22 protein-coding genes are annotated in these 23,183 nt (G+C 72.1%); 10 read left to right on the top strand and 12 right to left on the bottom strand.

Annotated elements, in window-relative coordinates; all coding sequences use genetic code 11:
* Window positions 1–38: 38 nt before the first annotated feature.
* Window positions 39–1,589, top strand: a complete 1,551-nt coding sequence (locus ACFYTT_RS07745) for a PLP-dependent aminotransferase family protein (protein WP_387258073.1) — start codon at window positions 39–41, stop codon at window positions 1,587–1,589.
* A gap of 24 nt (window positions 1,590–1,613) precedes the next feature.
* Here ACFYTT_RS07745 and ACFYTT_RS07740 read toward each other — a convergent pair whose 3' ends face one another.
* On the bottom strand, window positions 1,614–2,309 hold the full coding sequence (locus ACFYTT_RS07740; RefSeq protein ID WP_131056442.1) for a proteasome protein: 696 nt from the start codon (window positions 2,307–2,309) through the stop codon (window positions 1,614–1,616).
* A 135-nt stretch (window positions 2,310–2,444) separates the two neighbouring features.
* Window positions 2,445–3,029 (bottom strand): DM13 domain-containing protein, encoded by a 585-nt coding sequence (locus ACFYTT_RS07735; RefSeq protein ID WP_387258072.1) that lies wholly within the window; start codon window positions 3,027–3,029, stop codon window positions 2,445–2,447.
* A gap of 165 nt (window positions 3,030–3,194) precedes the next feature.
* On the opposite strand from ACFYTT_RS07735, the gene ACFYTT_RS07730 reads away from it, so the two are divergent.
* Window positions 3,195–3,938 carry an SDR family NAD(P)-dependent oxidoreductase gene (locus ACFYTT_RS07730; RefSeq protein WP_131056446.1) on the top strand — a complete coding sequence of 248 codons (744 nt, stop codon included), beginning with the start codon at window positions 3,195–3,197 and terminating at the stop codon, window positions 3,936–3,938.
* Between the two features lie 115 nt (window positions 3,939–4,053).
* Window positions 4,054–4,827: a M23 family metallopeptidase gene (locus ACFYTT_RS07725; RefSeq protein WP_387258071.1), complete on the top strand. Its 774-nt coding sequence runs from the start codon at window positions 4,054–4,056 to the stop codon at window positions 4,825–4,827.
* 7 nt (window positions 4,828–4,834) lie between these two features.
* Here the strand turns inward: ACFYTT_RS07725 and ACFYTT_RS07720 are convergent, their stop codons facing one another.
* On the bottom strand, window positions 4,835–5,860 hold the full coding sequence (locus tag ACFYTT_RS07720; RefSeq protein ID WP_387258070.1) for a MerR family transcriptional regulator: 1,026 nt from the start codon (window positions 5,858–5,860) through the stop codon (window positions 4,835–4,837).
* On the bottom strand, window positions 5,847–6,530 hold the full coding sequence (locus tag ACFYTT_RS07715) for a HEAT repeat domain-containing protein (protein ID WP_387258649.1): 684 nt from the start codon (window positions 6,528–6,530) through the stop codon (window positions 5,847–5,849). The genes ACFYTT_RS07720 and ACFYTT_RS07715 overlap by 14 nt, the downstream gene beginning before the upstream one ends.
* A gap of 78 nt (window positions 6,531–6,608) precedes the next feature.
* On the opposite strand from ACFYTT_RS07715, the gene ACFYTT_RS07710 reads away from it, so the two are divergent.
* The 4 genes from ACFYTT_RS07710 to ACFYTT_RS07695 all read left to right on the top strand — a co-directional run bounded on the left by ACFYTT_RS07710 (window position 6,609) and on the right by ACFYTT_RS07695 (window position 10,115).
* Window positions 6,609–7,088: a hypothetical protein gene (locus ACFYTT_RS07710; protein WP_131054981.1), complete on the top strand. Its 480-nt coding sequence runs from the start codon at window positions 6,609–6,611 to the stop codon at window positions 7,086–7,088.
* Window positions 7,089–7,111: 23 nt separating this feature from the next.
* On the top strand, window positions 7,112–7,546 hold the full coding sequence (locus ACFYTT_RS07705) for a VOC family protein (protein ID WP_176092506.1): 435 nt from the start codon (window positions 7,112–7,114) through the stop codon (window positions 7,544–7,546).
* Between the two features lie 295 nt (window positions 7,547–7,841).
* Entirely contained in the window at window positions 7,842–9,284 is a 1,443-nt protein-coding gene (locus ACFYTT_RS07700; protein ID WP_387258069.1) for a family 43 glycosylhydrolase, read from the top strand.
* 153 nt (window positions 9,285–9,437) lie between these two features.
* A complete protein-coding gene (locus ACFYTT_RS07695) occupies window positions 9,438–10,115 on the top strand; it encodes a hypothetical protein (RefSeq protein WP_176092508.1) in 678 nt (225 codons plus the stop codon).
* A 63-nt stretch (window positions 10,116–10,178) separates the two neighbouring features.
* Here ACFYTT_RS07695 and ACFYTT_RS07690 read toward each other — a convergent pair whose 3' ends face one another.
* The 4 genes from ACFYTT_RS07690 to ACFYTT_RS07675 form a co-directional block, all read right to left on the bottom strand.
* Entirely contained in the window at window positions 10,179–10,982 is an 804-nt protein-coding gene (locus tag ACFYTT_RS07690; RefSeq protein ID WP_131054977.1) for a peptidase, read from the bottom strand.
* Window positions 10,982–12,289 (bottom strand): VWA domain-containing protein, encoded by a 1,308-nt coding sequence (locus tag ACFYTT_RS07685; RefSeq protein WP_131054976.1) that lies wholly within the window; start codon window positions 12,287–12,289, stop codon window positions 10,982–10,984. Before ACFYTT_RS07685 ends, ACFYTT_RS07690 begins: the two co-directional genes overlap by 1 nt.
* Window positions 12,290–12,398: 109 nt before the next feature.
* Window positions 12,399–13,598 (bottom strand): hypothetical protein, encoded by a 1,200-nt coding sequence (locus tag ACFYTT_RS07680; RefSeq protein ID WP_176092511.1) that lies wholly within the window; start codon window positions 13,596–13,598, stop codon window positions 12,399–12,401.
* A gap of 170 nt (window positions 13,599–13,768) precedes the next feature.
* Window positions 13,769–14,425: a 4'-phosphopantetheinyl transferase gene (locus ACFYTT_RS07675; RefSeq protein WP_176092512.1), complete on the bottom strand. Its 657-nt coding sequence runs from the start codon at window positions 14,423–14,425 to the stop codon at window positions 13,769–13,771.
* 228 nt (window positions 14,426–14,653) lie between these two features.
* Here ACFYTT_RS07675 and ACFYTT_RS07670 point away from each other — a divergent pair, with 228 nt between their 5' ends.
* Entirely contained in the window at window positions 14,654–14,968 is a 315-nt protein-coding gene (locus ACFYTT_RS07670; RefSeq protein ID WP_254876710.1) for a hypothetical protein, read from the top strand.
* A 324-nt stretch (window positions 14,969–15,292) separates the two neighbouring features.
* On the opposite strand, the gene ACFYTT_RS07665 is transcribed toward ACFYTT_RS07670, so the two are convergent.
* On the bottom strand, window positions 15,293–16,996 hold the full coding sequence (locus ACFYTT_RS07665; protein WP_387258068.1) for a dolichyl-phosphate-mannose--protein mannosyltransferase: 1,704 nt from the start codon (window positions 16,994–16,996) through the stop codon (window positions 15,293–15,295).
* A gap of 66 nt (window positions 16,997–17,062) precedes the next feature.
* On the opposite strand from ACFYTT_RS07665, the gene rsmI reads away from it, so the two are divergent.
* Complete coding sequence (rsmI, locus tag ACFYTT_RS07660; RefSeq protein WP_387258067.1) at window positions 17,063–17,932, top strand: 16S rRNA (cytidine(1402)-2'-O)-methyltransferase; 870 nt, start codon at window positions 17,063–17,065, stop codon at window positions 17,930–17,932.
* A gap of 53 nt (window positions 17,933–17,985) precedes the next feature.
* On the opposite strand, the gene ACFYTT_RS07655 is transcribed toward rsmI, so the two are convergent.
* A complete protein-coding gene (locus ACFYTT_RS07655) occupies window positions 17,986–18,900 on the bottom strand; it encodes a hypothetical protein (protein WP_387258066.1) in 915 nt (304 codons plus the stop codon).
* Between the two features lie 158 nt (window positions 18,901–19,058).
* On the opposite strand from ACFYTT_RS07655, the gene metG reads away from it, so the two are divergent.
* Window positions 19,059–20,873 carry a methionine--tRNA ligase gene (gene metG / locus ACFYTT_RS07650; protein WP_176092515.1) on the top strand — a complete coding sequence of 605 codons (1,815 nt, stop codon included), beginning with the start codon at window positions 19,059–19,061 and terminating at the stop codon, window positions 20,871–20,873.
* A 133-nt stretch (window positions 20,874–21,006) separates the two neighbouring features.
* On the opposite strand, the gene ACFYTT_RS07645 is transcribed toward metG, so the two are convergent.
* Together ACFYTT_RS07645 and ACFYTT_RS07640 are read right to left on the bottom strand one after the other, a co-directional pair.
* Window positions 21,007–21,858 (bottom strand): alpha/beta fold hydrolase, encoded by an 852-nt coding sequence (locus tag ACFYTT_RS07645; RefSeq protein WP_131057149.1) that lies wholly within the window; start codon window positions 21,856–21,858, stop codon window positions 21,007–21,009.
* 79 nt (window positions 21,859–21,937) lie between these two features.
* Window positions 21,938–23,182, bottom strand: a complete 1,245-nt coding sequence (locus ACFYTT_RS07640; RefSeq protein WP_387258647.1) for a hypothetical protein — start codon at window positions 23,180–23,182, stop codon at window positions 21,938–21,940.
* Window position 23,183 lies beyond the last annotated feature (1 nt).

Below are 23,183 nucleotides of genomic sequence, written 5' to 3'. Positions count from 1 at the left end.
TGATGGCACACCGGCAACCCTGTCGCCAGAATGGTCCGATGGACAGTGCCAAAACCGCCCCACCCGACCGGTCCATAACCGAAAGGACGGTCACGCCTCCGGTGGTGGCGGGGCCCCCGGTCAACGCCGGGTCGGACTTCCTGCATCTCGACATCGGGCAGGCTCCGGCGGGTGGGCGGGCGGCCTGGCTTGCCCACCGGCTACGCCGGGCGATCGGCGACGGGGTGGTACCGGTCGGTGCCAGGCTGCCCGCCACCCGGGTACTCGCCGCTGATCTCGGGGTGTCGCGGGGGGTGGTGGTCGAGGCGTACCAGCGCCTGGTGGAGGACGGGCACCTCGCCGGCCGGGGCCGTGCCGGGACCGTGGTGGTCGCCACCGGAGTCGCGGCGCCGCCGGGCGCCGGGACGGGGTGCGGGGCGCGGACCTCGGGGACACCCGGTGTCCGATCGTCGGACGACACCGTCCTGTTCCCGCAGGTACCCGGCCCGGACGCCTTCGACGCGGTACGCGCCGCCCCGGCGCGGATCGACCTGACACCCGGCGTACCCGATCTGGCGGCGTTTCCCCGCGCGGCCTGGCTGCGGGCCGAGAAGGTGGTGCTGGGGCGGCTGGCCGCATCGGACCTCGGCTACGGCGACCCGTGCGGGACGCCGACGCTGCGCCGCGCCGTCGCCGGGTGGCTGGCCCTCAACCGGGGGATCAGCGTCGACCCGGCCGAGGTGATCGTCACCACCGGGGTGTCGCAGGCGCTCGGCCTGCTCGCCCAGGTGCTGCCGGACGACGGCATCACCACCGTCGGCGTGGAAGACCCCGGTTCCCTCGGCGTCCGGCAACATCTCGACAACTGGCGGCTCGACACGGTGCCGATCCCGGTCGACGCCGCCGGACTGCGGGTGGACGAACTGGCCGCCAGCGGGGCACCCGCGGTGATGCTCACCCCCGCGCACCAGTTCCCGACCGGCGTGGTGCTCGACGGCGAGCGGCGCCGCCGGCTCGCCGACTGGGCCCTCAGCGGCGGTCTGGTCATCGAGGACGACTACGACGCCGAGCACCGCTACGACCGCCCGCCGGTGCCCGCGCTGCGGGCCACCCTGCCGGAGCGGGTCTGCTACGCCGGCAGCGTGTCGAAGCTGCTCGCCCCGGCGCTGCGGATCGGTTGGCTGCTGGTGCCCCACCGGTACCGGGACCCCGTGGTGGCCGCCAAACGCAACGCCGACCTGGGCAACGCGATTCTGCCGCAACTGGTCCTCGCCGAGCTGATCACCTCAGGGGCGCTGGAACGGCAACTGCGGCTGCTGCGCCGCCGGCACGTACGCCGCCGGGACGCGATGATCGCCGCCCTGGCACGTCACCTGCCCAGGGCGACCGTGCACGGAGCAGCGGCCGGGCTGCACCTGACCGCCACCCTGGACGGCAACGTGGTGGACACCGAGTTGGCGGCGGCGACTCTCGCCCGTGGGGTGAAGGTGCAGCCGTTGTCCTGGCACTGCCGCCGGCCGTACCCGCCCGGCCTGGTCCTCGGCTACGCGGCCAACTCCGCCTCGGCCATCGAGGAGGGCATCGCCACCGTGGCCGCCGCGCTGCGCTGAGTCATCACGAACGAGGTCCCGGTGTCAGTCGAACAGCCCGTCGAGCGCCTTCTGTTCGAGTTCGCGCCAGCGCTGGGCGTCCTTCAGCGCCTTGGCGATCTCCTTCTCGTCGAGGTGGTGCGCGCCCTCCTCACGGATGCACGCGACGCTGAACGGCCCGCCGACCGACGGCGAGGTCCGCTCCAGCGCCTCCAGCACCCGTACCACGCCCACCACGCCGTACTCGACGGTGCGCGTGGTCATCCGGAAGTGGGACAGCAGCGCGCCGGCCTGCTGGGCCATGGGGGCGCCGGAGCCGATGGCGTGGAAGCCCACGTCCTCGTAGCGGCCGATGAGCCCGTTTGGGTTGATCTCCACGATCCACGGCCCGCCCTGGCTGAAGCCGACCGCGAGCAGGTACGCCGACACCCCGCCGCCGTTGGGCTCGCCGGGCACGTCCGGGATGTAGTTCTTGTAGTGCTTCTTGAAGATGGGCAGGACGCGCTCCTGCAACTCGTCGCCGATGTCGGGGGCTTCGAGGATGGCGGTGGCCGATTCCTCCAGGAGGGGACGCAGGTCGTTGAGTACGCCCCGCGCGCCACTGCCGCCCCAGGCGGCGGAGGAGCCCAGCGGATGAAGCTTCTGGGCGGGGAAGCTCAGACCACGGTCGCTCTCGGTGATCTGGGAGTCCGCGCCGATCACCACCCCGTCGCTGCAGACAACGGCGAGTACGACGGTCATGGAGTCCTCCTGCGCAGGGGTAAGGGGTGTCAGGCGCGAGGTACCCGACATGCCGTCTGCCTACACACCGACAGGTGTCGACCCGTTCGCTCGAACGACCTGCGGCCGGCGTCGGAGCACCGGGCGCGGAGCAGATCAGGACGGTTTGCGGAGTTCGGCCGCGCCGAAGGACACCGAGAACCGCTTGCACCAGATCGAGACGCTGCGGAAGTCGTCGAGATTCGCGTCGGCGGGGATGTCGTACACCTGGTCGCCCCGGTTTCCCTTGAGCCGGTCGAGTTCGAGCCATCGCCCGTCGTCGAAGACGTGCCAGCCGTCCCGGCCGGCGATCACCGGCTGGTCGGTGAGCCAGACTCGCAGGTCGGGGCCGTTGGAGGTGGACAGGTCCTGGAGTGCCAGCCGGTGACTGCCGTCCGCGAGCCGGATCAGTCGGGCGGTGCCGGTGGTCTCGTGTTCGTGGGTGACGAACTCTCCGCTGGCCAGCAGCCTGTTCCTCGGACTCGGCGCGACGGAGACGTCGGCGGCGGAAGGTGACGCCTGGGCGGAGGGGGACCCGACCGCTGGCGGCGAACCCTCGGGCGCGGGTGCGCCGACCTCCGGCAGTGTCTCGGCGACCACCTGGTTGGTGAACAGCTTCCATGGTTGGAACCAGTAGAGACCGAATGCCGCGCCTGCGCCCAGCAGGACGGCGAGGAGCCAGGTCAGGGGTTTGCGCGTCATCGCCGGAGCCTATGTCGGCGGAAACTCCACCGGCGCTGTCAGTCTATTTCGGATTTCTTACGGTGCGGGGTGCCCGGCGGCTCGCCGGACGAGGAGCCCGGGAAGGCCAGTCGTCACAGGCGACCCGGATGATCGCAATCCTGAGTGAACTGTCAGGATTGCGGGATGACGGTCAGAACTGCCGGCAGGGTCGCCCTGGTCACGGGCGGGAGCCGGGGCATCGGCGCCGCCGTCGCGCGCCGCCTCGCCGAGGACGGGATCGACGTCGCGTTCACCTACCGCACGGCGGGGGACAACGCGAAGTCCGTCCTGGCCGACATCGAGGCGTACGGGCGAACCGGCTTGTCGCTCAGTGCGGACAGCGCCGATCCGACGGCGGTGATCGACGCGGTGGACCGGACGGTGGCCGAGTTGGGGCGGCTGGACATCCTGGTCAACAACGCGGGGGTGTTCGCGGGTGGGCCGATCGAGTCGGTCAGCTTCGACGCGCTGGACCGGGCGGTCGCGGTGAACGTACGCGGGGTGTACCTGGCCACCCAGGCGGCGGTGCGGCACATGGGCGATGGTGGGCGGATCGTCAACATCGGCAGCAGCTTCGCCAGTCGTGTCCCCGCGCCCGGAGTCAGCGCGTACGCGATGACCAAGAGCGCGGTGAACGGGCTGACCCGGGCCCTGGCCCGCGAACTCGGCCCGCGTGGCATCACCGTCAACCTGATCCTGCCCGGCTCGACCGACACCGACATGAATCCGGCCGACAGCGACGGTGCGGACGCGCAGCGGACGCAGATCGCCCTCGGGCGGTACGCGTCGCCGGCCGACGTGGCCGCGACCGTCAGTCACCTGGTGGGTGACGGCGGCCGGCACATCACCGGTGCGTCGATCGCGATCGACGGCGGTGCGACCGCCTGAGGGGTGGCGTCCCGGCACCGTGGTGACCTAGACTCCAAACCCCGTTCGATCGAAGATCGTCGTTATGGCTTCGACGGTGTCGGCCGACGTGTCCCGGCTACCGGCTGGAGCAGTTGTGGACGAAGGTCACCTGATCGATCGCCGGCGCCTGCTGGGCCTGATCACCGCCACCCTCGCCGTCGGCGTGATCCCGGAGGCGTGGCTCGCCGAGGCGGCGTACGGGGCGACGCCCCGCTGGAACCGACCGTTCGACAAGTGGGTCCCGATCACCTCGTCGTTCGGCGTACGGGTCGACCCGATCACCGGCGAGCGGCGGCAGCACAACGGCACCGACTACAGCTACGGCGGCATCCTCGGCTATCCGGTCCGGTCGATCGCGGCCGGCACCGTCACCGGCGTCACCTACAGCGCCGCCGGGCTCGGTCACCACGCCACGGTCACCCACGCCGACGGGTGGCGCAGCGTCTACGGTCACCTGCGGGACGTACCCGTGGTGCGGGTCGGCACGCAGCTCGCGGCCGGGCAGCACCTCGGCAACGTCGGGTCGACGGGCCGCTCCACCGGGCCGCACCTGCACCTGGAGATCTTCCATCCGAACGGGCACCGCGTGGACCCCGAGTCGATCCTCACCGGCGCTCCCTACGCCGGGGCACCCGGCCAGCCACCCGCGATTCTCACCAAGGACGGACTCATGTACCTCATCTGGAGCACCGGCGGCACCGGCTACCTGGTCACCCCCAACCGCGTGATCGGGCTGCGGTCGATGGCCCACTACAACCTGTTCAAGCGGATCATCAACTCGAACCAGGCCGCCGACCAACCCGAGATCTTCAACCAGTTGGAGATCGACCAGATCAACGCGTACCTGAACGGGCACGTCCCGGCCTGACCCGGCGTCAGGTCGCGGCGCTCCGGGCGTCGCCGTCGCGCCCGTCGAGGACGGCGAGCAGGGCCGAGGCGACGAGCGCCACCGGCCGGTCGTCGTCGCGGGTCAAACAGCGCAGCGTGTCCGCCGCGAGGGTCCCCGGCATCTCGGCGAGGGCCTGGGTCAGCCGCATCCGCGCCGCCGAGTCCGCGCCCGGATCGGCGAGTTCGTCGGCCAGCGCAGTCATGATCCGTTCCGCCCACGTCGCGTCCTCGGCGAGGGTGCCCAGCAGTTCGGCCGCCTCGACGTCGTTGGGACCCTCGACCACGAGACCGACAAGCGTCGGCACCGCCCGGGTGTCGCCCCGGGCGCCGAGCGCGAGCGCGGCCGGTCCGCGCACCGCCGGCTCGGCGTCGGCGAGCGCGTCGACGAGGGCGGCGCTCGCCTCGTCGCCCGGCAACTCGGCGAGCGCCCGGACCGCGCGCCGCCGCACCTCGGCGTCACCCGAGGTCAGGCCGGACGCCACCCGGGCCACACCGGCACCGGCCGCCCGCGCGAGAGCCCACCGCAGCGCCCCGGCGACGTGCGGATCGGACTCGCCGAGCACCGCCTCGGCCAGCAACTCGGTGGGGGCCGACTCGTGCTCGACGAGGACCGCCTGCTGGCGGCGCGCGGCACTGCCCGATCCGAGACCGTGCAGCAGTTCGATCAGACGCGCCACCTCCGGCCAGTCGGCGGGCCCGGCGGCATCGACCGTGCGGAGCCGGTCGAGCAGCTCACGCTCCCGGTGCAGCCGCTCCTCGGTCCGCCGGATGAGGTCGCCGACCAGCGCCGCCGGGGTGAAGGCGGGGTCGTCGAGGGTACGACCGATCTCCCGCAGCGACAGCCCCAGCGAGCGCAGCCCCTCCACGTGGAAGATCCGCCGGACGTTCTCCGGGGTGTACTCCCGGAAGCCGCCCACGGTGCGACCGGTGGGACGGACCAGCCCGAGCGCGTCATAGTGCCGGAGCATCCGGGCGCTCACCCCCGACCGTCGTGCCACCTCACCGATCAGCACCGGGTGTCTCCTCCCGGTCCGGGCCGAGCACCGCGACCCTTCTCGCCTCGTGCACGGCGAGGTCGAATCCGGCCTCCGGGTCGAGCAGCAGGCGTTCGGTGGCGCGCGCGTGCGCCCGTACCGCCGGGTCCCGGTGGGTGGCCGCCGCCGCCAGGACCGGCTCGACCACGTCGGCCAGCTCGACGAGGGCCTGGCTCAGACTGAGCTGGACCTCCCGGTCACCGCGACCGAACTGCGTGGCCAGCTCCGTGGCCAGTGCCGACCGCTCCGCGTCGGGTACGAGCACGACGGCCGTTCGCCAGGCGGTCCGCGCCACCGTGTCGTCGGCGTCGCGCAGCAACGCGGTCGTGATCGCCGGCCAGACGCTCCGGTCCCTGATCTTCGACAGGCTGTGCAGCGCCTGACTGCGGGCCTGGGCATGGGTGGAGTCGAGCTCCGCCAGCAGCCTCGGCACCGTGACCTCCGACGGCAGCCGGGTCAGCGCCCAGGTGAGCATGTCGCGCACGAAGAAGTCCGGTTCGACCCCGCCGCGCGCCACGAGTACGTCCACGGCACCGGGATGCGGGTGCGTACCGAGGGCCAGGGCCGCGTTGAGCCGCCTCGACGGGTCGTCGGCGGACAACGCGTCGACCACTCGTGCGTCGGGCGTGGGCTGGTCGGTCGAGTCGATGGGAACCACCTCCGACCACCAGTGAAGACCTTGACACCGTGACAGGGTCAAGTCTCACCTGTTCCCTAGACTGCCGTGGTGCGATACGACCAGCTCGAAACAGCGATCCGTCGGCTCGTGGACACGGCCGGAGAGGACGAACTCCGGGTGTTCGGCGTCGAGACGGTGGCCCGCCTCGTACGCGACGAGGGACTGGTCGACGTCGCCGCCGACGGGGAACTGGACGAGGACGCCGCAGCGGCGTTCGCGCTCGCCCGGAAGACCGTCGGGACGGCCGACGCCGCCACGTCACGTGCGCTGATCACGCGGATCGAGGAGGGCGCCCTCACCGACGGCGACATGGACCCGGACCTGCTCATCGCCCTGATCGCGCTCGAACACTGGACGACGTACCTGGAGACCGGGCAGCGCGACGAGCTCTACGAGCTGGCGCTCCGCTCCGTCGAGGAGGTCGACCACCAGGTCTCCGCCGACCTCGACGACTTCCTGGCCACCCCCGAGATGGCCGCCGAGTACGAGCGGATCGCGCGCCTGCTGCAGGGCGGGCCCCCGGCCTGAGGAACTACCCCTATGGTGGGTCGATGGCATCCGTGAAGCAGGTCCAGGTGACCTTCGACTGTGCAGAACCCGAGCGTGTCGCCCGTTTCTGGTGCGAGGTGCTGGGATACGTGGTGCCGCCGCCACCGGAGGGCTTCGCTGACTGGGCGGAGTTCACTCGCGCGTTGCCGCCCGAGCGGCAGGGCGCGGCGTTCGCCTGCGTCGACCCGACCGGCGCGGGTCCGAGACTGTTCTTCCAGCGGGTACCCGAGGGCAAGGTGGTCAAGAACCGGCTGCACCTCGACGTGCGGGCCGCCACCGGGCTCGTCGGCGCGGAACGCGTGGCCGCGCTCGAAGCCGAGGGCGCGCGGCTGGTCGCGCTCGGCGGCGCCCGGGTCCGGCTGCTGGAATCCGACGGCTTCAACGAGTCCTGCCTCGTGATGCAGGACGTCGAGGGCAACGAGTTCTGCCTCGACTGACCGGTTCAGGCCGTTTCGGGTACTCCGGGTGCGCGCGGCGAGCGAAGACCAGCGCTTCCGCGTTGACCTCAAGTTCCCGCCGCCGCGTTGATCAAGAGGTTTTGGTCGCTCCGGGGTGCCGTCGTCGGCGCAAACTTCTTGATCAACGCTTAGTGCGGGGTGAGGTGGCGGGGGAGGGGGTGGGTGGGTGGGTGCTGCGGTGGGGTTTCGTATAGATGACGTTCTCTTGACGGTGGTGATTGTTAGCGCTATCAATGCGGTGGCGGTGTTCCTGTCGTGGTGGAAGGGCGGGGCTATGGTGCGGCGCAGTGTCCGCAGGGTCGTGGCGATGGCGGCGGTCCTGGTGTTGGCGGGAGGCGCCGTGGTGGCGGTGGGGGCGGTGCCGGCGCAGGCCGCCCCGGTCACCTTCACCAATCCACTGGCCGAGCAGCGTGCCGACCCGCACGTCTACCGGCACACCGACGGGTACTACTACTTCACCGCCACCGTCCCGGAGTACGACCGGATCGTGCTGCGCCGTGCCACCACGCTCCAGGGACTGGCCACCGCCGCCGAGCGGGTGATCTGGCGCAAGCACGCCAGCGGCGAGATGGGCGCCCACATCTGGGCTCCCGAGATCCACTTCATCGGCGGCAAGTGGTACGTCTACTTCGCCGCCGGGCGTACCGACGACATCTGGGCCATCCGGCCGTACGTGCTGGAGAGCAGTGCGGCGAACCCGTTGGACGGGCCGTGGGTGGAACGTGGACAGCTCCAACCGGCCCGCAGCGGCTTCTCGCTCGACGCCACCACGTTCGTCCACAACGGAGTCCGCTATCTGGCCTGGGCCGAGTACGCCGGTAGCAACTCGAACATCTACCTGGCCCGTGCCACCAACCCGTGGACGTACGCGGGCACCCCGGCCCTGATCGCCACCCCCACGCACGCCTGGGAGACCCGGGGGTACCGGGTCAACGAGGGGCCGGCGGTGCTGATCCGCAACGGGCGGGTGTTCATGACGTATTCGGCCAGCGCCACCGACGCCAGTTACGCGGTCGGGCTGCTCACCGCCTCGGCCACCAGTGACCTGCTCAATCCGGCGTCGTGGAGCAAGCGGTCCACGCCGGTGCTGGCCAGCGACGCCCGGACGGGTCAGTGGGGTCCGGGGCACAACTCGTTCACCGTGGCCGAGGACGGCAGCGACGTGATCGTCTACCACTCCCGCAACTACGAGCGGTACCTCGGCAACGGCTACGACCCGCTGACCGACCCGAACCGGCGTACCCGGCTCCAGCGGGTCTACTGGAACGCCGACGGTACGCCGAACTTCGGCGTACCCGTGCCGGACGGCCTCAGCCCGGTGCGGTTGCGCGCGCACGACCTGCCGGACCGCTACATCCGGCACTGGGAGTTCCGGGTGCGGTTGGAGCCGAACGTCGCCGTCCTGGCCGACTCGCAGTTCCGGATCGTCGCCGGTCTGTCCGACCCGTCGGCGATCTCGTTGGAGTCGACCAACTATCCCGGCTACTACCTGCGGCACCGTAACCACCAGCTCTGGGTGGAGCGCAGCGACGGCTCCACCCTGTTCCGGCAGGACGCCACGTTCACCCGCCGGGCCGGGCTCGCCGACGCGGCGAAGGTGTCGCTGGAGGCGGTGAACTTCCCCGGCCAGTACGTCCGGCACCGCGACGGGCTGCTGCACCTGGAAGCCGTGTCGGACGGCCCCGGGCGCGCGTCGGCCACCTTCGCCCTGGACTAGGGCCTCTTCCTGGCACGGGCCTTCGACGGCGACCGTGGCCCACCCGACGACACTGATCTATATTGATCGCTTCCGTTGTGGACGTCGACGCGCCACGAGTGCGTCGGTGCGGCGGCAGTCGGGCGAACCCGGCTGCCCGGATCAGGAGGCCCAGTGAAGATCAGCAGCGTGGTCCGTCAGGCCGTCGTCGGTCTGCTCGTCGTCGGCGCGGCACTCGTCCCGGCCGGTGCCGGCCAGGCGCACGCCGTGGCCGACGCGGTCAGCGTCTATCCGCCTATCCAGGGTGCGTCCACCTGGGACCGCTTCGGGCTCTCCGGGCCGGCGAGCCACCACCGGGTCTTCTCGAACTGGGGATATCTCAACGACTGGTCGGTCGACATCTACCGCAACCCCGGCGCGACCGTGGTCTCGCCGTTCGGCACGAAGAGCGCCGCCGGTCATCCGATCTCGGTCCGCGTGGTCACCGTGCGGGCCGGTTGCGCTACCGGGAACCTGGCCGACGGCGGGTACCGCATCGGGCTGGAGGCCCGGGACGACCGGCTCGGTGCGGTCATCGCCCGCGCCGACGTCATGCACGTCGCCAACAAGCCGGCCGGCATCGTGGTCGGCGCGACTGTCGGGCCGTGGACCAAGCTGGGCGAGACCGGCCGGTTCCGCTACTCCAGCTGCTACCAGGTCAACGGCGACTCCGGCGCACACATCCACCTCGAAGTGATCAATCAGCACCGGTACTCCTGCTACATTCGGCGGTCGGCGAACACCGCGTTGACCGACCTGACGGTGATCGGCCGCGCCGGTGTCCACTACTCCGGTGCGCCCCAGGCCTGCTGATCGGAACCGCCGGCAGGTCACGCCCGGGCGCGACCTGCCGGCGGGGTCACCGGACGGGTGGGGTCACGCGCGGACCCGCCGGGCGGACGGGCGGCGGGTCAGGGCGAAACCGACCACGCCGGCCACTGCGGCGAGGACGCCACCGGCGGTGGTCCAGATCCAGCGGGAACCGGCCTCGGGGAGCCACCCGGTGAGGTCGATGTTCCAGCCGTCGTCGTCCTCGTCGACCGGTGCGACCGTCGGCTCCGTGCTCAGCACGGCACCGGCGTTGGTCGGCGCCACCAGCGGGGCTTCCAGCCGACCGTCCTCCGGGGCGCTGCCGGCGTCCCCGCTGGCGGAGATCAGCAGGTCCACGTCGATCGGACGACCCAGGTCGGGCTCGGGCACGTCGACCACGGACAGGCGCACGTAGTACGTGCCGGGCAGCGGATCGGCGGACCACGGCTCCGCCCAGGGCCGGACACGTCGCAGGGTGCAACCGAGGGCCACGGTACCCACCGAGGAGTCGGCGGTCGGGGTCTGCGCGCCGGCCGTACACGCCTGGCGGCGGCGCAGGCCGTCGAAGACCTCCACGGTCCACGTCGACGTGCCGGTGCGCTGCTCGGCGAGGGAGACCGTCGCGGTGATCTCGTGGGTCTCGCCCGCCGCCGCCGGGAACGACCAGTAGAGGTACTCGCCGGTGGAGGCGCCCACCCGCACCGGTTGACCCGCCGCGATAGGGGTGGCGCTGAGGAACGTGGTGCCGGCCTTGGTCACGGTGGCGGCACCGGGCGAGGGAGTGGGGGTGGGTGCGGCCAGCGCCGCGCCCGGGGCCAGGACGATGCCGGCGGCCAGCAGCGCGGCCACGGTTGCCGATCGGGTACGCATCAGTTCTCCCTCCAGGTGGCGACCCACCAGCGGGTGAGCAGGCCGGTGACGAGCCCGGTGAGCAGACCGGCCAGGGTCAGCAGGAGCAGCAGCACCCAGCCGCGCCCCAGGTCCGGCCCGTCCGGAGCGGGGGAGGCGGCGACCACGTCGACGGTCAGTTCGACCGGCATGCCGGGGTCCTTCGCGGTGCCCGACCGGGGCGAGAACATGTTGCTGACCACCAGACAGACGGTGGTCACCGCCGGGGTGGCGCTGGCCGTCGGCGCGGGGGTGGCGTCCTCGTCGCGCTCGGCGTCGTCGCCGTCCTCCGTGGCCGACCAGCGCAGACCGGCCGAGACGACGTCGGTACGTCCGCTGCCGGCGTCCACGCCCCGGACCAGTTCCCGGCCGTCCGCCGCGGTGGCCCGCAGCAGTACGCCGTGGTCGGGATTGATCGGCCGGTCGAGCGCGATGCTGACCGAGGCGCGCAGTTCCTGTCCCGTCCGGACCGGCACCCGGTACCAGCGGTGCTCGGAGAAGGTCTCCCGGTCGGTGTAGACGCCGGGGGAGAGCAGCGGCGCACCCTCGCAGACGTCGGTTCCGTCGACCTTGGCCGGCGTGGTGGCGTACGTGTCTCGGGCCCGGTCGACGAGTTGCTTGAGCCGGTCCGTGAGGTCGTCGGCGCTTGTCGCGGCCGTGTACGTGCCACCCGTGGCGGCGGCGATGCAGAGCAGTTGCTTGCGGACCTTCTCGTCGGGTGCCAGGCCGAGGGTGTCCACCACCAGCGTGGTGCCCTGGGCGGCGAGTTCCCGGGCCACCTGGCAGGGGTCCGGCGGTGCGCAGGTGTCCTCGCCGTCGGTGATCAGCACGATCCGCCGGGCGGTGGTGCCGGTGCCGAGGTCCTTCGCGGCCTCCCGCAGGGCGAGCCCGACCGGGGTGAATCCGGTCGGACGCAGTGTCGCCACGGCGGCCTTGGCCTTCGTCCGGTCCACCGGACCGACCGGCACGATCTGCTGGGTGTCCCGGCAGCCCTGCTGCTTGTCCTGGCCCTTGTAGGTGGCCCCGAGCACCCGGATGCCGAGCTGGGTCTCGTCGGGCAGGGCGTCCACCACCTCGCCGAACGCCTGTTGCGCCACCGAGATGCGGCTGCGTCCGTCGATGTCGGTGGCCCGCATCGAGCCGCTCACGTCCAGCACCAACTGGACGCGAGGCGGCTCGGCGACGGGTTCTGCCTGGTCGTCGTCGGCTCGGGCCGGCGCGGGGCCGGCCAGCGTGGTCGCCGCCAGCAGCCCCAACAGGGCGGCTGACGACCATCTCTTGTTGATCACCGGGCGGAGTGTAGCGACGTCCACTCAGGACGATCACTCCGGTCGTCGGGCGAGCCGGCTGTCCCGCACGGCCCGCCCGACGTACCGCCGGCAGACGACCTCGCGTGCGCTACGGCCGCCAGGAACCGGCGGAGCGGAACAACGGCTTGTACTCCACCACGCCGTTGGTGTCGGCGACGTCGAAGACGACCGTGCCGACCCGCTTGGTGCCGGCCGGCAGGTTGTTGCCGGAGCCGATGGTCTCACCGCAGCCGGCCAGGATCCCGGCCAGGCCGTTGACCGTGGTCCCGTCGGCCGCCACCCACTCGAAGTAGATCGGGTTGATGGAGGCCGTGCCCTTGGTCACCGTCGCCGTCACGTCGGCGATCAGGTAGCGGCCCTTCCGTGGCTCGGGGGCGAACGACCGGCAGCCCTCGTTCACGGTCCGCACCCGGGTCACGGTGATCTCGACGGTGCCGTCGTTGTCGTTCACCACCAGGGTGGTGCCGATGCTCAGGTTGTACGTCTCGCCGCTGGGCGGCGAGTTGGTGGGCGGAGGCGGCGGCGGGGGCGCGGCCTCGGTCGGCGCGGCGCTCGGCGACGGTTCCGGTGCCGGCGAGGCGGCCGACGGTATGGGCCGCGCGCCGGTCTCCCGGTCGTCATCCGTGCCGTTCAGCAGCGCGATGACGCCGCCGCCACAGCAGAGCAGCGCCAACGCGGCGACCACGGCCACCACGATCAGCGCGGTCTTGCTGCCGGAACCACCGCTGGGCTGTGGCGCGCCCAGCGGGTACCCGGGCGCAGCCGGCGGATAGCCGGTGCCGCCAGGCGGATAGCCGCCCTGCTGGTAGCCACCCGACGCGTACGGTCCGGGCTGCTGGTAGGCGCCGGGCGCCTGGTAGGGGTCGTGCGACGGGTACGCGGCACCGGCCTGCGGGTACCCGGCACCGGCCTGGTACGGGTCGTGCTGCGGGTACCCGCCAGCGGCTGCCTGGTGCGGCGCGTACGGCGATCCCGAGCTGGGCGGCTGGGGGGCACCCGAGGCCGGGTAGTGCGGCGACCCGGAGACCGGCTGCTGGGGCGAGCCGGCGGACGGGTACTGGGGAGAACCGGAGACCGGAGGCTGGGGTGCGCCGGAGACCGGCGGTGCGGGCGGCGGCTGCGGGGTGGCCCAGGCACTGTCGGGCTCGTCGGGTGGGGCGGCCCACGTGCCGTCGGGCTGCGCGTCGGCCGGCTGCCCGACCGGCGGCAGGGGTGCCCACGGATCACTGGGCGGCTGCGGCGGCTGGTAGGGGTCCTGCGGCCCGGATGGGGGCTGGGGGTCGCTCACCGTACTCCTCGGGCACCTGACGTCTAACGCGAACCGCCTGACGCTACCTCGGGCGGGCAACACCGAGCGGCCACCGGTAGGGGTCCGAGCGGAGGAGGGCCAGGGGCCGTACGGCCCGGTCAGGGGCGGTGACGCTCAGGCGCGTACGGGCGACGGCGGGCGTGGACGCCTCACTCCGGCAGGAGTACGGCGGCGGTGCGGACCAGGTTCGCGTCGACCGCGTACCGGCCGGTCACCAGGGTGGGCGGACGGTCGACCGGGGCGGCGTCGATCCGGGCCGGTGCGATCCGTGCGGTGAAGGTCCCCGCGTCGGGGTCGAGCTCCACCACCGCGTCGTGGAAGTCCAGCCAGGTGCCGACGATCGGGTGCCACACCTTGTAGACCGTCTCCTTGGCGCTGAACGCCACTGTCGGCCAGGAGACGCCGGAGGGCAGCCGAGCGTACCGGTCCTCCTCCTCGGGCAGGCAGATCAACCGGCGTACGCCCGGGCTCAGTTCCTTGTGCTGCTCGGCGTCCATGCCGACCCCGCGCACCTCGCTGCGGCGCGCGACCGCCGCCGCGCAGTAGCCCCGGGTGTGGGTGATGCTGCCGACCGTGCCCGTCGGCCAGACCGGCGCGCGGTTCTCGGCGGCGAGCACCGCGACCTGCGGCAGGCCCAGCTCCGCCATGGCCCGGCGGGCGCAGACCCGGCCCGCGGTGAAGTCACGGCGCCGGCTGTCCACCACGCGTTCCCCGAGACCGGCCGCCTCCTCGGCGTGGAGTTGCCCGGACCAGTCCTGCTCCCGGGCCACCGCCACCGCCACCTCGGGAGGCAACAGGTCACGCACGCGCGATCACCGGGTGGTGCGTTCGGCGGCCCGTCCCGGTACCGTCGACCGGCGGCGAGTGCTCTGCGTCAATGCGACGCGTACGGTGGGTCGCGGTGGTCATGGTTGGTCAACGTACCTCAATGACGTAACACCGTGTCGATCCCGGGCGCTGTACGAAGCGCACGGCGCTCGTGGCGCGGCGGCGGGTGCCCACCCGTGGTCCTGTGTGGAGGCGGAAGGAGCGCGATGACAGGTGTGGCGGATCGCTCGGGGAGTGCGGTGGCCGGGACCGGTGGTGTGGAGCGGCTGGCCGAACATGCTCCGGCGACTCCCGACTGGACCTGCGGCACCTGCGGCGCGGACTGGCCCTGTGCGCCGAAACGTGCCCGGTTGCTGACCGAGTACGGGACGGATCGGCCGATGCTCAGTGTCTATCTGGGCGCGTGCCTGGCCGCCGCGGTCGAGGACCTGCACGCGCCCGGACCGACCTCGTTGCAGGACCGGTTCCTCGGCTGGCTGCCCCGCCGCCCGAGGGACCCGGCGAGCCCGCCGCCGACGTGATCGTGGCCACCCTGTCGACGGGACGGGTACGCCGCTGGCCAGGCAAAATGTGAGCTGGTTTCCGGTTGGGCGTGGCGGTTCTCCGCCTCCAGCCGAGGGTGCGGTTCGGTGGAGATCCTTGTCGGGACAGGCCCCGGTCGGAAATCTGACCCGAGCTGCCCCGTTGTGCCGCTGGTCATGGGTGGTTAAGCTGCAGAGGCGCGCCCCAATCGCCCGCTTCCCCCGTGGCAGGCGATCGGGGCGCGTCCTATTGTCCGGACTGAGTGCCCGGACCGACGTGACAGGGCCCGCACGCCACAGCGTGCGGGCCCTTCGCCGTCGGTGTCAGATCCAGCGACCGTCCAGCCACATCCGTGCGGACCACTCCGCGTACGGCAGCGACTGACCGACGAAGATCGGATAGAAGTACGCGAAACAGAGGACGACGAGCACCATGTACGCCCCCACGATCACCCCACCCACCAGGCGGCGGTCCCGGGTGGCCTCGTCGTCGAGGACCGGTCGGGTGCCGCTCGGCCCGGCCGGCGACGCTATCGCCCCGAGCACGTAGACCACCGCCAGCACGAGGAACGGCAGCGCGGGCGCGGCGTAGAACGAGAACATCGTCCGCCCGTCCAGAGCGAACCAGAACCACGGCAACAGGCCGGCGGCCACGCTGAGCAGGATCGTGCCGGCGCGCCAGTCCCGGCGGGCCAGGCCGAGCCAGACCAGCGCCACCAGCGCGGGCAGGAACGACCACCAGAGCAGCGGGGTGCCGAGCAGGAGGATCTCCTCGGCACAGCTCGCCGCGCCGCAGGGGCTGTCGTTGGTCCAGTGGAAGGCGACCGGTCGGCCCAGCAGCAGCCACTGCCAGGGCCACGACTGGTATTTGTGCGGGTCGTCGAGTTGGCCGTGGAAGCCGAGCGCGGCCTGGTGGTACTGGATCAGGTTCCACAGCGCCCCGATCACCGGTGTGTCGCTGAGCCCGGCGTCCGGGTAGCGCTCGGCGAGCCGGTAGTAGCCCTCCTGGCTGCGCAGCCAACCCGACCAGGACGCCACGTAGGTGACCGCCATCAGCAGGCCGGCGAGCGCCATCCACGGCACCCCGTCGAGCATGGTGGCCCGCCACGGCCGGGGCACCCCCGCCGCGCGGCGGACACCGACGTCCCAGAGGAGCATCAGCAGTGCGAACGCGGGCACGAAGAACAACGCGCTCCACTTGACCGCGAAGGCGCAGCCGAGCAGGACCCCGGCGGCGAGCCGCCACCAGGGCCAGTTCCGCCAGCCGCCGGGCGGGCGGCCCGCCCGGCCCCGGGCCGTCGGATCCAGCCCCGCCTCCAGCGCCTGGGCCCAGCGCCGACGCTGCGCGTCCCGGTCCAGCACCAGTGCGCCGAAGGCGGCCAGCACGAAGAAGAGCAGGAAGAGGTCGAGCAGGGCGGTGCGGGACAGCACCAGGTGGAAGCCGTCGAACGCGAGCAGCAGGCCGGCGGCGCAACCGAGCACGGTGGAGTGGAACATCCGGCGGCCGATGCGGATCAGCATCAGCACCGACAGGGTGCCGAACAGCGCCGCCGAGAAGCGCCAGCCGAACTCCGGCGAGGTGGTCATCAGCGCGCCGGGCACCGAGATGCCGTGTTCGGCGTCGGCGTAGCCGAAGGCCCACTCGCCGAGACCGATCAACCACTTGCCCAGCGGCGGATGGACCACGTACGACGGTCCACCGTCCTTGTAGTTCCACTCGACGCCCTTGTCGATCAGCCCCCAGGCGTCCCGGGCGTAGTAGGTCTCGTCGAAGATCTTGCCGGTCGGGTGGCTGAGGTTGGCGAAGCGCAGCACCGCCGCGATCGCCACCACCACGGCGGTGGCCCACCACGATCTCCGGTCCACGCGGGCCTCGACGGTGGCCAGCCGACGGCGGATCGCCGCCGGTACGCCACCGCCGCCCGCGTCGCCGGTCGTGCCACCGCCCGTGTCACCGGTCGAGGTGGCCGCCTGCTCCGGTCCCGGCTGGTCCGCGTTCGCGCTCTGTGCTGTCGACGCACTCGTCACCCGGCGATCGTAGGCTGCGGAGGGGGTCGCTGGCGTACATCGTCTCCGAATCCGGTACGACCGTCGATGAAGGAGTGCCTACTCGTGGGTGAAATGTCCGAAACTGGTCGCCTGGTCCTCCTCGGCGCGCCGCTCGGCAACCCCGCCGACGCCTCCACCCGACTGCGAGACGTGCTCGGCACCGCCGACGTGGTCGCCGCCGAGGACACCCGGCGACTGATCCGACTCGCCCGCGACCTGGACGTGACGATCCCCGGCCGGATCGTCTCCTACTTCGAGGGCAACGAGGAGCGCCGCACCCCCGAACTGGTCGACGTGCTCACCGCCGGACACCTCGTCGCGCTGGTCACCGACGGCGGCATGCCCAGCGTGTCCGACCCCGGCTACCGGCTGGTCCGCGCCGCCCTGGACGCCGGCGTCCCGGTCACCTGCGCCCCCGGACCGAGCGCCGTCACCACCGCGCTGGCGCTGTCCGGGCTGCCCTGCGACCGGTTCTGCTTCGAGGGCTTCCTGCCGCGTACCCCCGGTGCCCGCCGGGCCCGGCTGCGGGCGCTGGCGGCGGAGGAGCGCACCCTGGTCCTGTTCGAATCCCCGCACCGGATCACCGCCGCGCTGACCGACCTCGCCGACGCGTTCGGCGCCGACCGGCCCGCCGCGCTCTGCCGGGAGCTGACCAAGACGTACGAGGAGGTGCTCCGCCGCCCGCTGGGGGACCTGGCCCGGTGGGCCGCCGACGGCGATCCGCGCGGTGAGATCACCCTCGTGGTGGCCGGGGCGCCGGCCACGCCACCCACCCGACCCGACGACGACGCCCTGCGCACCGCGGTCGCCGAGCGGGAAGCCGCCGGCCAGAGTCGCCGGGACGCTGTCACCGAGGTGGCGACGGCCTTCGGGCTGCGTCGCCGTGACGTGTACGCCGTCGTGCACCAGGTGTAAGGAAGGGCCCCCTACTAACGCCTCGTGTATAGGAAGGGTCCCTTCCTTACATCTCACCAGGCGGCGGCGAGGAAGCCGAGCGTGATCGCCAGCGGGCCGGCGAAGGCGACGGTGACCGCCCAACGACGGCCCCGTGGATCGGGCAGTCGCGTCGCGCCGGTCCAGCGGGCGATCCCGGCACCGCAGCCGAGCACCCCCAGCAGGCCGAGCAGCCAGCGCAGGTGCGCACCGACACCGTGATCGGCGTACGCGACGGCGGCGTCCGGACCGGTCACCCGGGCGGGTAGCGCCGTCCCGGCGATCGTCCGCTGCTCCGGGACCCCGCTGACCCGTACGCCGTGGGTGCGGAACCCGCCGTCGGCGGCGGTGAAGATCCCCCGGCAGCGCTGGGTCAACCCGTCACCGGTGCACCCGGTCACCACTGCGGTGCCCGAGGTGCCCTGCCCGGCAGCGAGCAGGATCGGGCCCGCGCTGACCCAGGCGAAGAACGCCGCCACGAGGCTCAGGCCGACCAACGCGGCCAGTCCCGGCAGCGGGTCGGGCGGATGACTGCTCCGCTCCCGGTGGCGTACCTGCCGGAGCCGACGAAACAGCCCGCGCTCGCCGGGCGGATCCTGCCGCACCGGCGTGCCGTCCCAGTGCACCTGTTCGATCGGCGCCCAGAACGTGTCCTCCTCGTCGACGTCGGAGGGGTCGGCGAACGGATCCGCGCCGAGATGCCGCGCCGAACGCACCGGCACCCGGTGCGGCAGTGTGCCGACCGGGGCGCCGGTGGTCGGCTCCACCTCGACACCCTGCTCCGGCGCCGCCGGTTCACCGAGGGCGCCACCGGCCGGGTTCGCCCCGTCGGGCGTCACCGTCCGGGGGTGCGGCGCCACGGCATGGGTACGCGCCGACGCGGCCGGATCCGGCCAGGTCTCGGTGGGAAGGCCGTCCTCGTGGTCGCGGGCGGCGCGGCTGCCAGTCACGCGCTTCATTGGACACCGGTGGGGATGCTCGGACACGCAGCTCAGGCAGCGTGTCGGCGACAAATCGGACCAGCCGAGGGTCCGGAATCGCCGGATTGTCGAGCGGGCGGGCCTATTGGTTCGCAGCCGCCCCAGGTGGGTCACTACGCTTGCTGGGCATGAGTCACGTTCTCGCGGCGGTCGCCTGGCCGTACGCCAACGGCCCGCGCCACATCGGCCACGTCTCCGGTTTCGGCGTTCCCTCCGACGTCTTCGCCCGGTACATGCGGATGGCCGGCCACGACGTGCTCATGGTCTCGGGCACCGACGAGCACGGCACCCCCATCCAGGTGCAGGCCGACGCCGAGGGCCTCAAGCCCCGTGAGCTGGCCGACCGGTACAACCGGGTGATCGTGGAGGACCTGCACGGCCTGGGTCTCTCCTACGACCTGTTCACCCGCACCACCACGCGGAACCACTACGCCGTGGTGCAGGAGTTGTTCGAGGGGATGTACCGCAACGGCTACATCGTGCCGAAGACCACCATGGGCGCCATCTCACCGTCGACCGGCCGGACCCTGCCCGACCGCTACATCGAGGGCACCTGCCCGATCTGCGGCTACGACAGCGCGCGCGGCGACCAGTGCGACAACTGTGGCAACCAGCTCGACCCGATCGACCTGATCGACCCCAAGTCGAAGATCAACGGCGAGACGCCGAAGTTCGTCGAAACCGAGCACTTCTTCCTCGACCTGCCCGCCCTCGCCGACGTGCTGCGGCAGTGGCTGGACAGCCGGGACGGCTGGCGGCCCAACGTGCTGCGGTTCTCCCGCAACCTGCTGGACGACCTCCAGCCCCGGGCCATCACCCGGGACCTGGAGTGGGGCGTACCGATCCCGCTCGACGGCTGGCGCGACCGCACCGACAAGCGCATCTACGTCTGGTTCGACGCGGTGATCGGTTACCTCTCCGCCTCCGTCGAGTGGGCCCGCCGCTCCGGCGACCCGGAGGCGTGGCGCCGGTACTGGCACCAGCCGGACGCCGACGGCGAGACGGACGACGACACCCGGTCGTACTACTTCATGGGCAAGGACAACATCGTCTTCCACTCGGTGATCTGGCCCGCGCTGCTGGCCGGCTACTCCGGCGAGGGCGACAAGGGCGGCAAGCCGGGCCAGCTCGGACGGCTCAACCTGCCCACCGAGGTGGTGTCCAGCGAGTTCCTCACCATGGAGGGACGCAAGTTCTCCTCCTCCCGGCGGGTGGTCATCTACGTCCGGGACTTCCTGGAGCGCTACGACGCCGACGCGCTGCGCTACTTCATCGCCGTGGCCGGCCCGGAGAACAACGACACCGACTTCACCTGGGCCGAGTTCCTGCGCCGCAACAACGACGAGCTGGTCGCCGGCTGGGGCAACCTGGTCAACCGGTGCGTGTCGATGGCGGCGAAGAACTTCGGCGCCATCCCACCGATCGGCCCGGACGGCCTCACCGAGGCCGACGAGGCGCTGCTCGCGGTGGCCCGGACCGGCTTCGCCACGGTCGGCGACCTGATCGGCCGGCACCGGCAGAAGCAGGCCATCGGCGAGGCGATGAAGGTGGTCGCGGAGGCCAACAGGTACCTCTCCGACCAGGCGCCGTGGAAGCTCAAGGACGAGGCGGACAAGCCCCGGATGGGCACCGTCCTGCACGTCGCCCTCCAGGTGGTCAGCGACGCCAACACCCTGCTCACCCCGTTCCTGCCGCACTCCGCCCAGAAGGTGCACGAGCTGCTCGGCGGCACCGGCGTGCACGCGCCGATGCCGGTCATCGAGGAGGTCGACGACCTCGACGGCGGGCCCGGGTACCCGGTGCTGACCGGGGACTACACGCAGGGCGCGCGCTGGGAGTCGGTGCCGCTCGCGGTCGGCCGGCCGCTCGCCGCGCCCAAGCCGGTGTTCCGCAAGCTCGACCCGTCGATCGTCGACGAGGAACTGGCCCGGCTGGAGAGCTGACCCGGGCCAGACACGGAGGTCGTCGCAACGTCGACGAGCGGTGACGACACGTGCGGCGGGCGCGACCCCGACACCGGGATCGCGCCCGCCGCGCGTCGCCCGGCGGGGGCCTACGCCCGCACCGGTGACCGGGTCAGGCCCGGACCATCGACGGCGACCCGATGAACTCCATGATCGCGTCGTTGACCTGGTCGGCGTTGGTCCACGGAATGCCGTGCGGGGCACCCTTGAGGGTCACCAGCCGGCTGTCCGAGAGCAACGGCTGCAACCGCTGACCGGTCTTCGGGTACGGCAGGACCATGTCCTTGTCGCCCTGCACGAGCAGCATCGGCACGTCGATCCGCGACACGTCGGCCCGGAAGTCCGTGCCCCAGGCGTCCACGCAGTCGTGCGTGGCCTTGGCCGAGGCCCGCGCGCCGATCTCCCAGTGCGCCCGGTACGCATCCTCGCTGACCAGCTTGCCCCGGTTCTCGTCGTAGTTGAAGAACGTGTTGCAGAAATCGGTGAGGTACGCGAACCGGTCCTCGGTGATGGCCTTCTTGAACCCCTCGAAGAGGCTCGCCTCGACCCCCTCCGGGTTGTCCGGAGCCTGCCGCAGGTACGGCGCCAGCGGCGCCAGCAGCACCGCCCGGTCCACCCGGTCCGAGCCGTACGCACCCAGGTAACGGGTCACCTCACCGGTGCCCATCGAGTGCCCGACCAGGATCGTGTTGCGCAGGTCCAGCTCGGTCATCAGCACGTCGAGGTCGGCGGCCAGGGTGTCGTAGTCGTACCCGAAGGCCGGCTGCGCCGAGTTGCCGAAACCCCGTCGGTCGTACGTGATCACCCGGTACCCGGCTGAGAGCAGGGGATCGATCTGCTTCTCCCAGGTCGCCCCGTTGAACGGGAACCCGTGGATCAGCACGATCGGCTGACCCGAGCCGTGGTCCTCGTAGTACAGGTCGATGGGCGCGGAGTTCTCCGTCCCGACAGTGATGAAGGGCATGTCCACTCCTACGATTCAGACAACGCGGTCGCTCACGCATTCCCGCGTGACCTGCCGATATGCCCGAGCCGCCCCAGCGTCAGAGGACGTACGGGTGGTCCACCACCCGGTCGTCGGTCACCTCGACACCCGGCGCCCAGGTCTCGTAGACACCCCGTTCGTGACACTGCGCCCCGGTCGCCAGCACCGCGTCCGGATTCGGGCGTCGCAGCCGCAACCGCAGCCACCCCGACTCCTCCCGCAACACCAGACACGGCACCCCGCGCCAGGTGGCGACCCGCACCCGACGGCTCACCCCGTCGACCGGGTAGCGGGCGGCCCGCGTCAACGCCAGCACCCGGAACCCGCCGGGCAGATCCGCCACCGCCTCGTACTCCCCGCCGCCGTACGCGCCGACCAGCCGCGTCGACCGGGGAGCCTCGCCGGTCGGCACGTACTCCTGGTCCGGGGACAACCCCGGCACGGCGGCCAGCAGGTGCCGCCACTGCGGCCCGGCCATCCGCAACCAGCCGCGCTGCTCCGCCTGGTACGCGTAGAGCACCACCTCCGGCCCCTGCGCCGGGTACGCCAGCAGGGTGGCGTTGGCCGGCATCGGCAGGTCGGCGAAGTCGCGGGTGACGAACTCCGGGATCAGGTGATGACTGCTCGGCGTGAACCCGGTGCCCAGCACCGCCGGCCCCACCCGGTCGCGCGACCCCAACGCCGCCAGCCCCCGGTACGCCGCGCCGGCCGGCACGTCGTAGTCGGTCGGGTCGGCGGCCCGCCACCGCACCGCGTACGTCACGTCCACGCCGTCCTGGCTGCCCCCGCCGTCGGCCCGCAGCACCGACGTCGCCGCCGGCGTCCGCAGATGCGCCACGTCGTGTTCCCGGAAGCAGAAGCCGTGCGGCAACCAGCCCCGCACGAACCCGGCGAGCTGCCGGGCCGAGAGGACCTTCACCATCCGGGTGCCCCGACGCACCACCGCCGAGGCGCGTACCGCCGTGACCAGCGGATCGTCCGCCGCGTCGGGCTGCTGGCTGAGCCGGTGCACCTGCGACCAGCCGTGCTCGCGGTGCAGCGGTACCAGCAGCGGCGCCTCTGGCTCCTCGCTCGGCGCAGCCGCACCGTGCACCGCCGTCACCTCGCTGGCGTGCACGAACCGCCGCCACGGCAGCGCCGAACCCGGCCGGGGCGCCCACTCGAAACCGGTCACCTCGTCGGCGCTGAACACCTCGTACGCCGCACCTCGGGCGATCTCGTCGGCCGCGTACACCGCGCCGCCGTACGTCACCCGCAGTCCGGTCCGCTGCCGCGCCGTGTCGTCGTCCGTTCGCGGCCCGATA

Source organism: Micromonospora sp. NPDC003816, assembly GCF_042874705.1.
Lineage (GTDB): Bacteria > Actinomycetota > Actinomycetes > Mycobacteriales > Micromonosporaceae > Micromonospora.
Note: the sequence above shows the minus strand (reverse complement) of the source record. Positions and strands in the feature narration are given on the sequence as shown.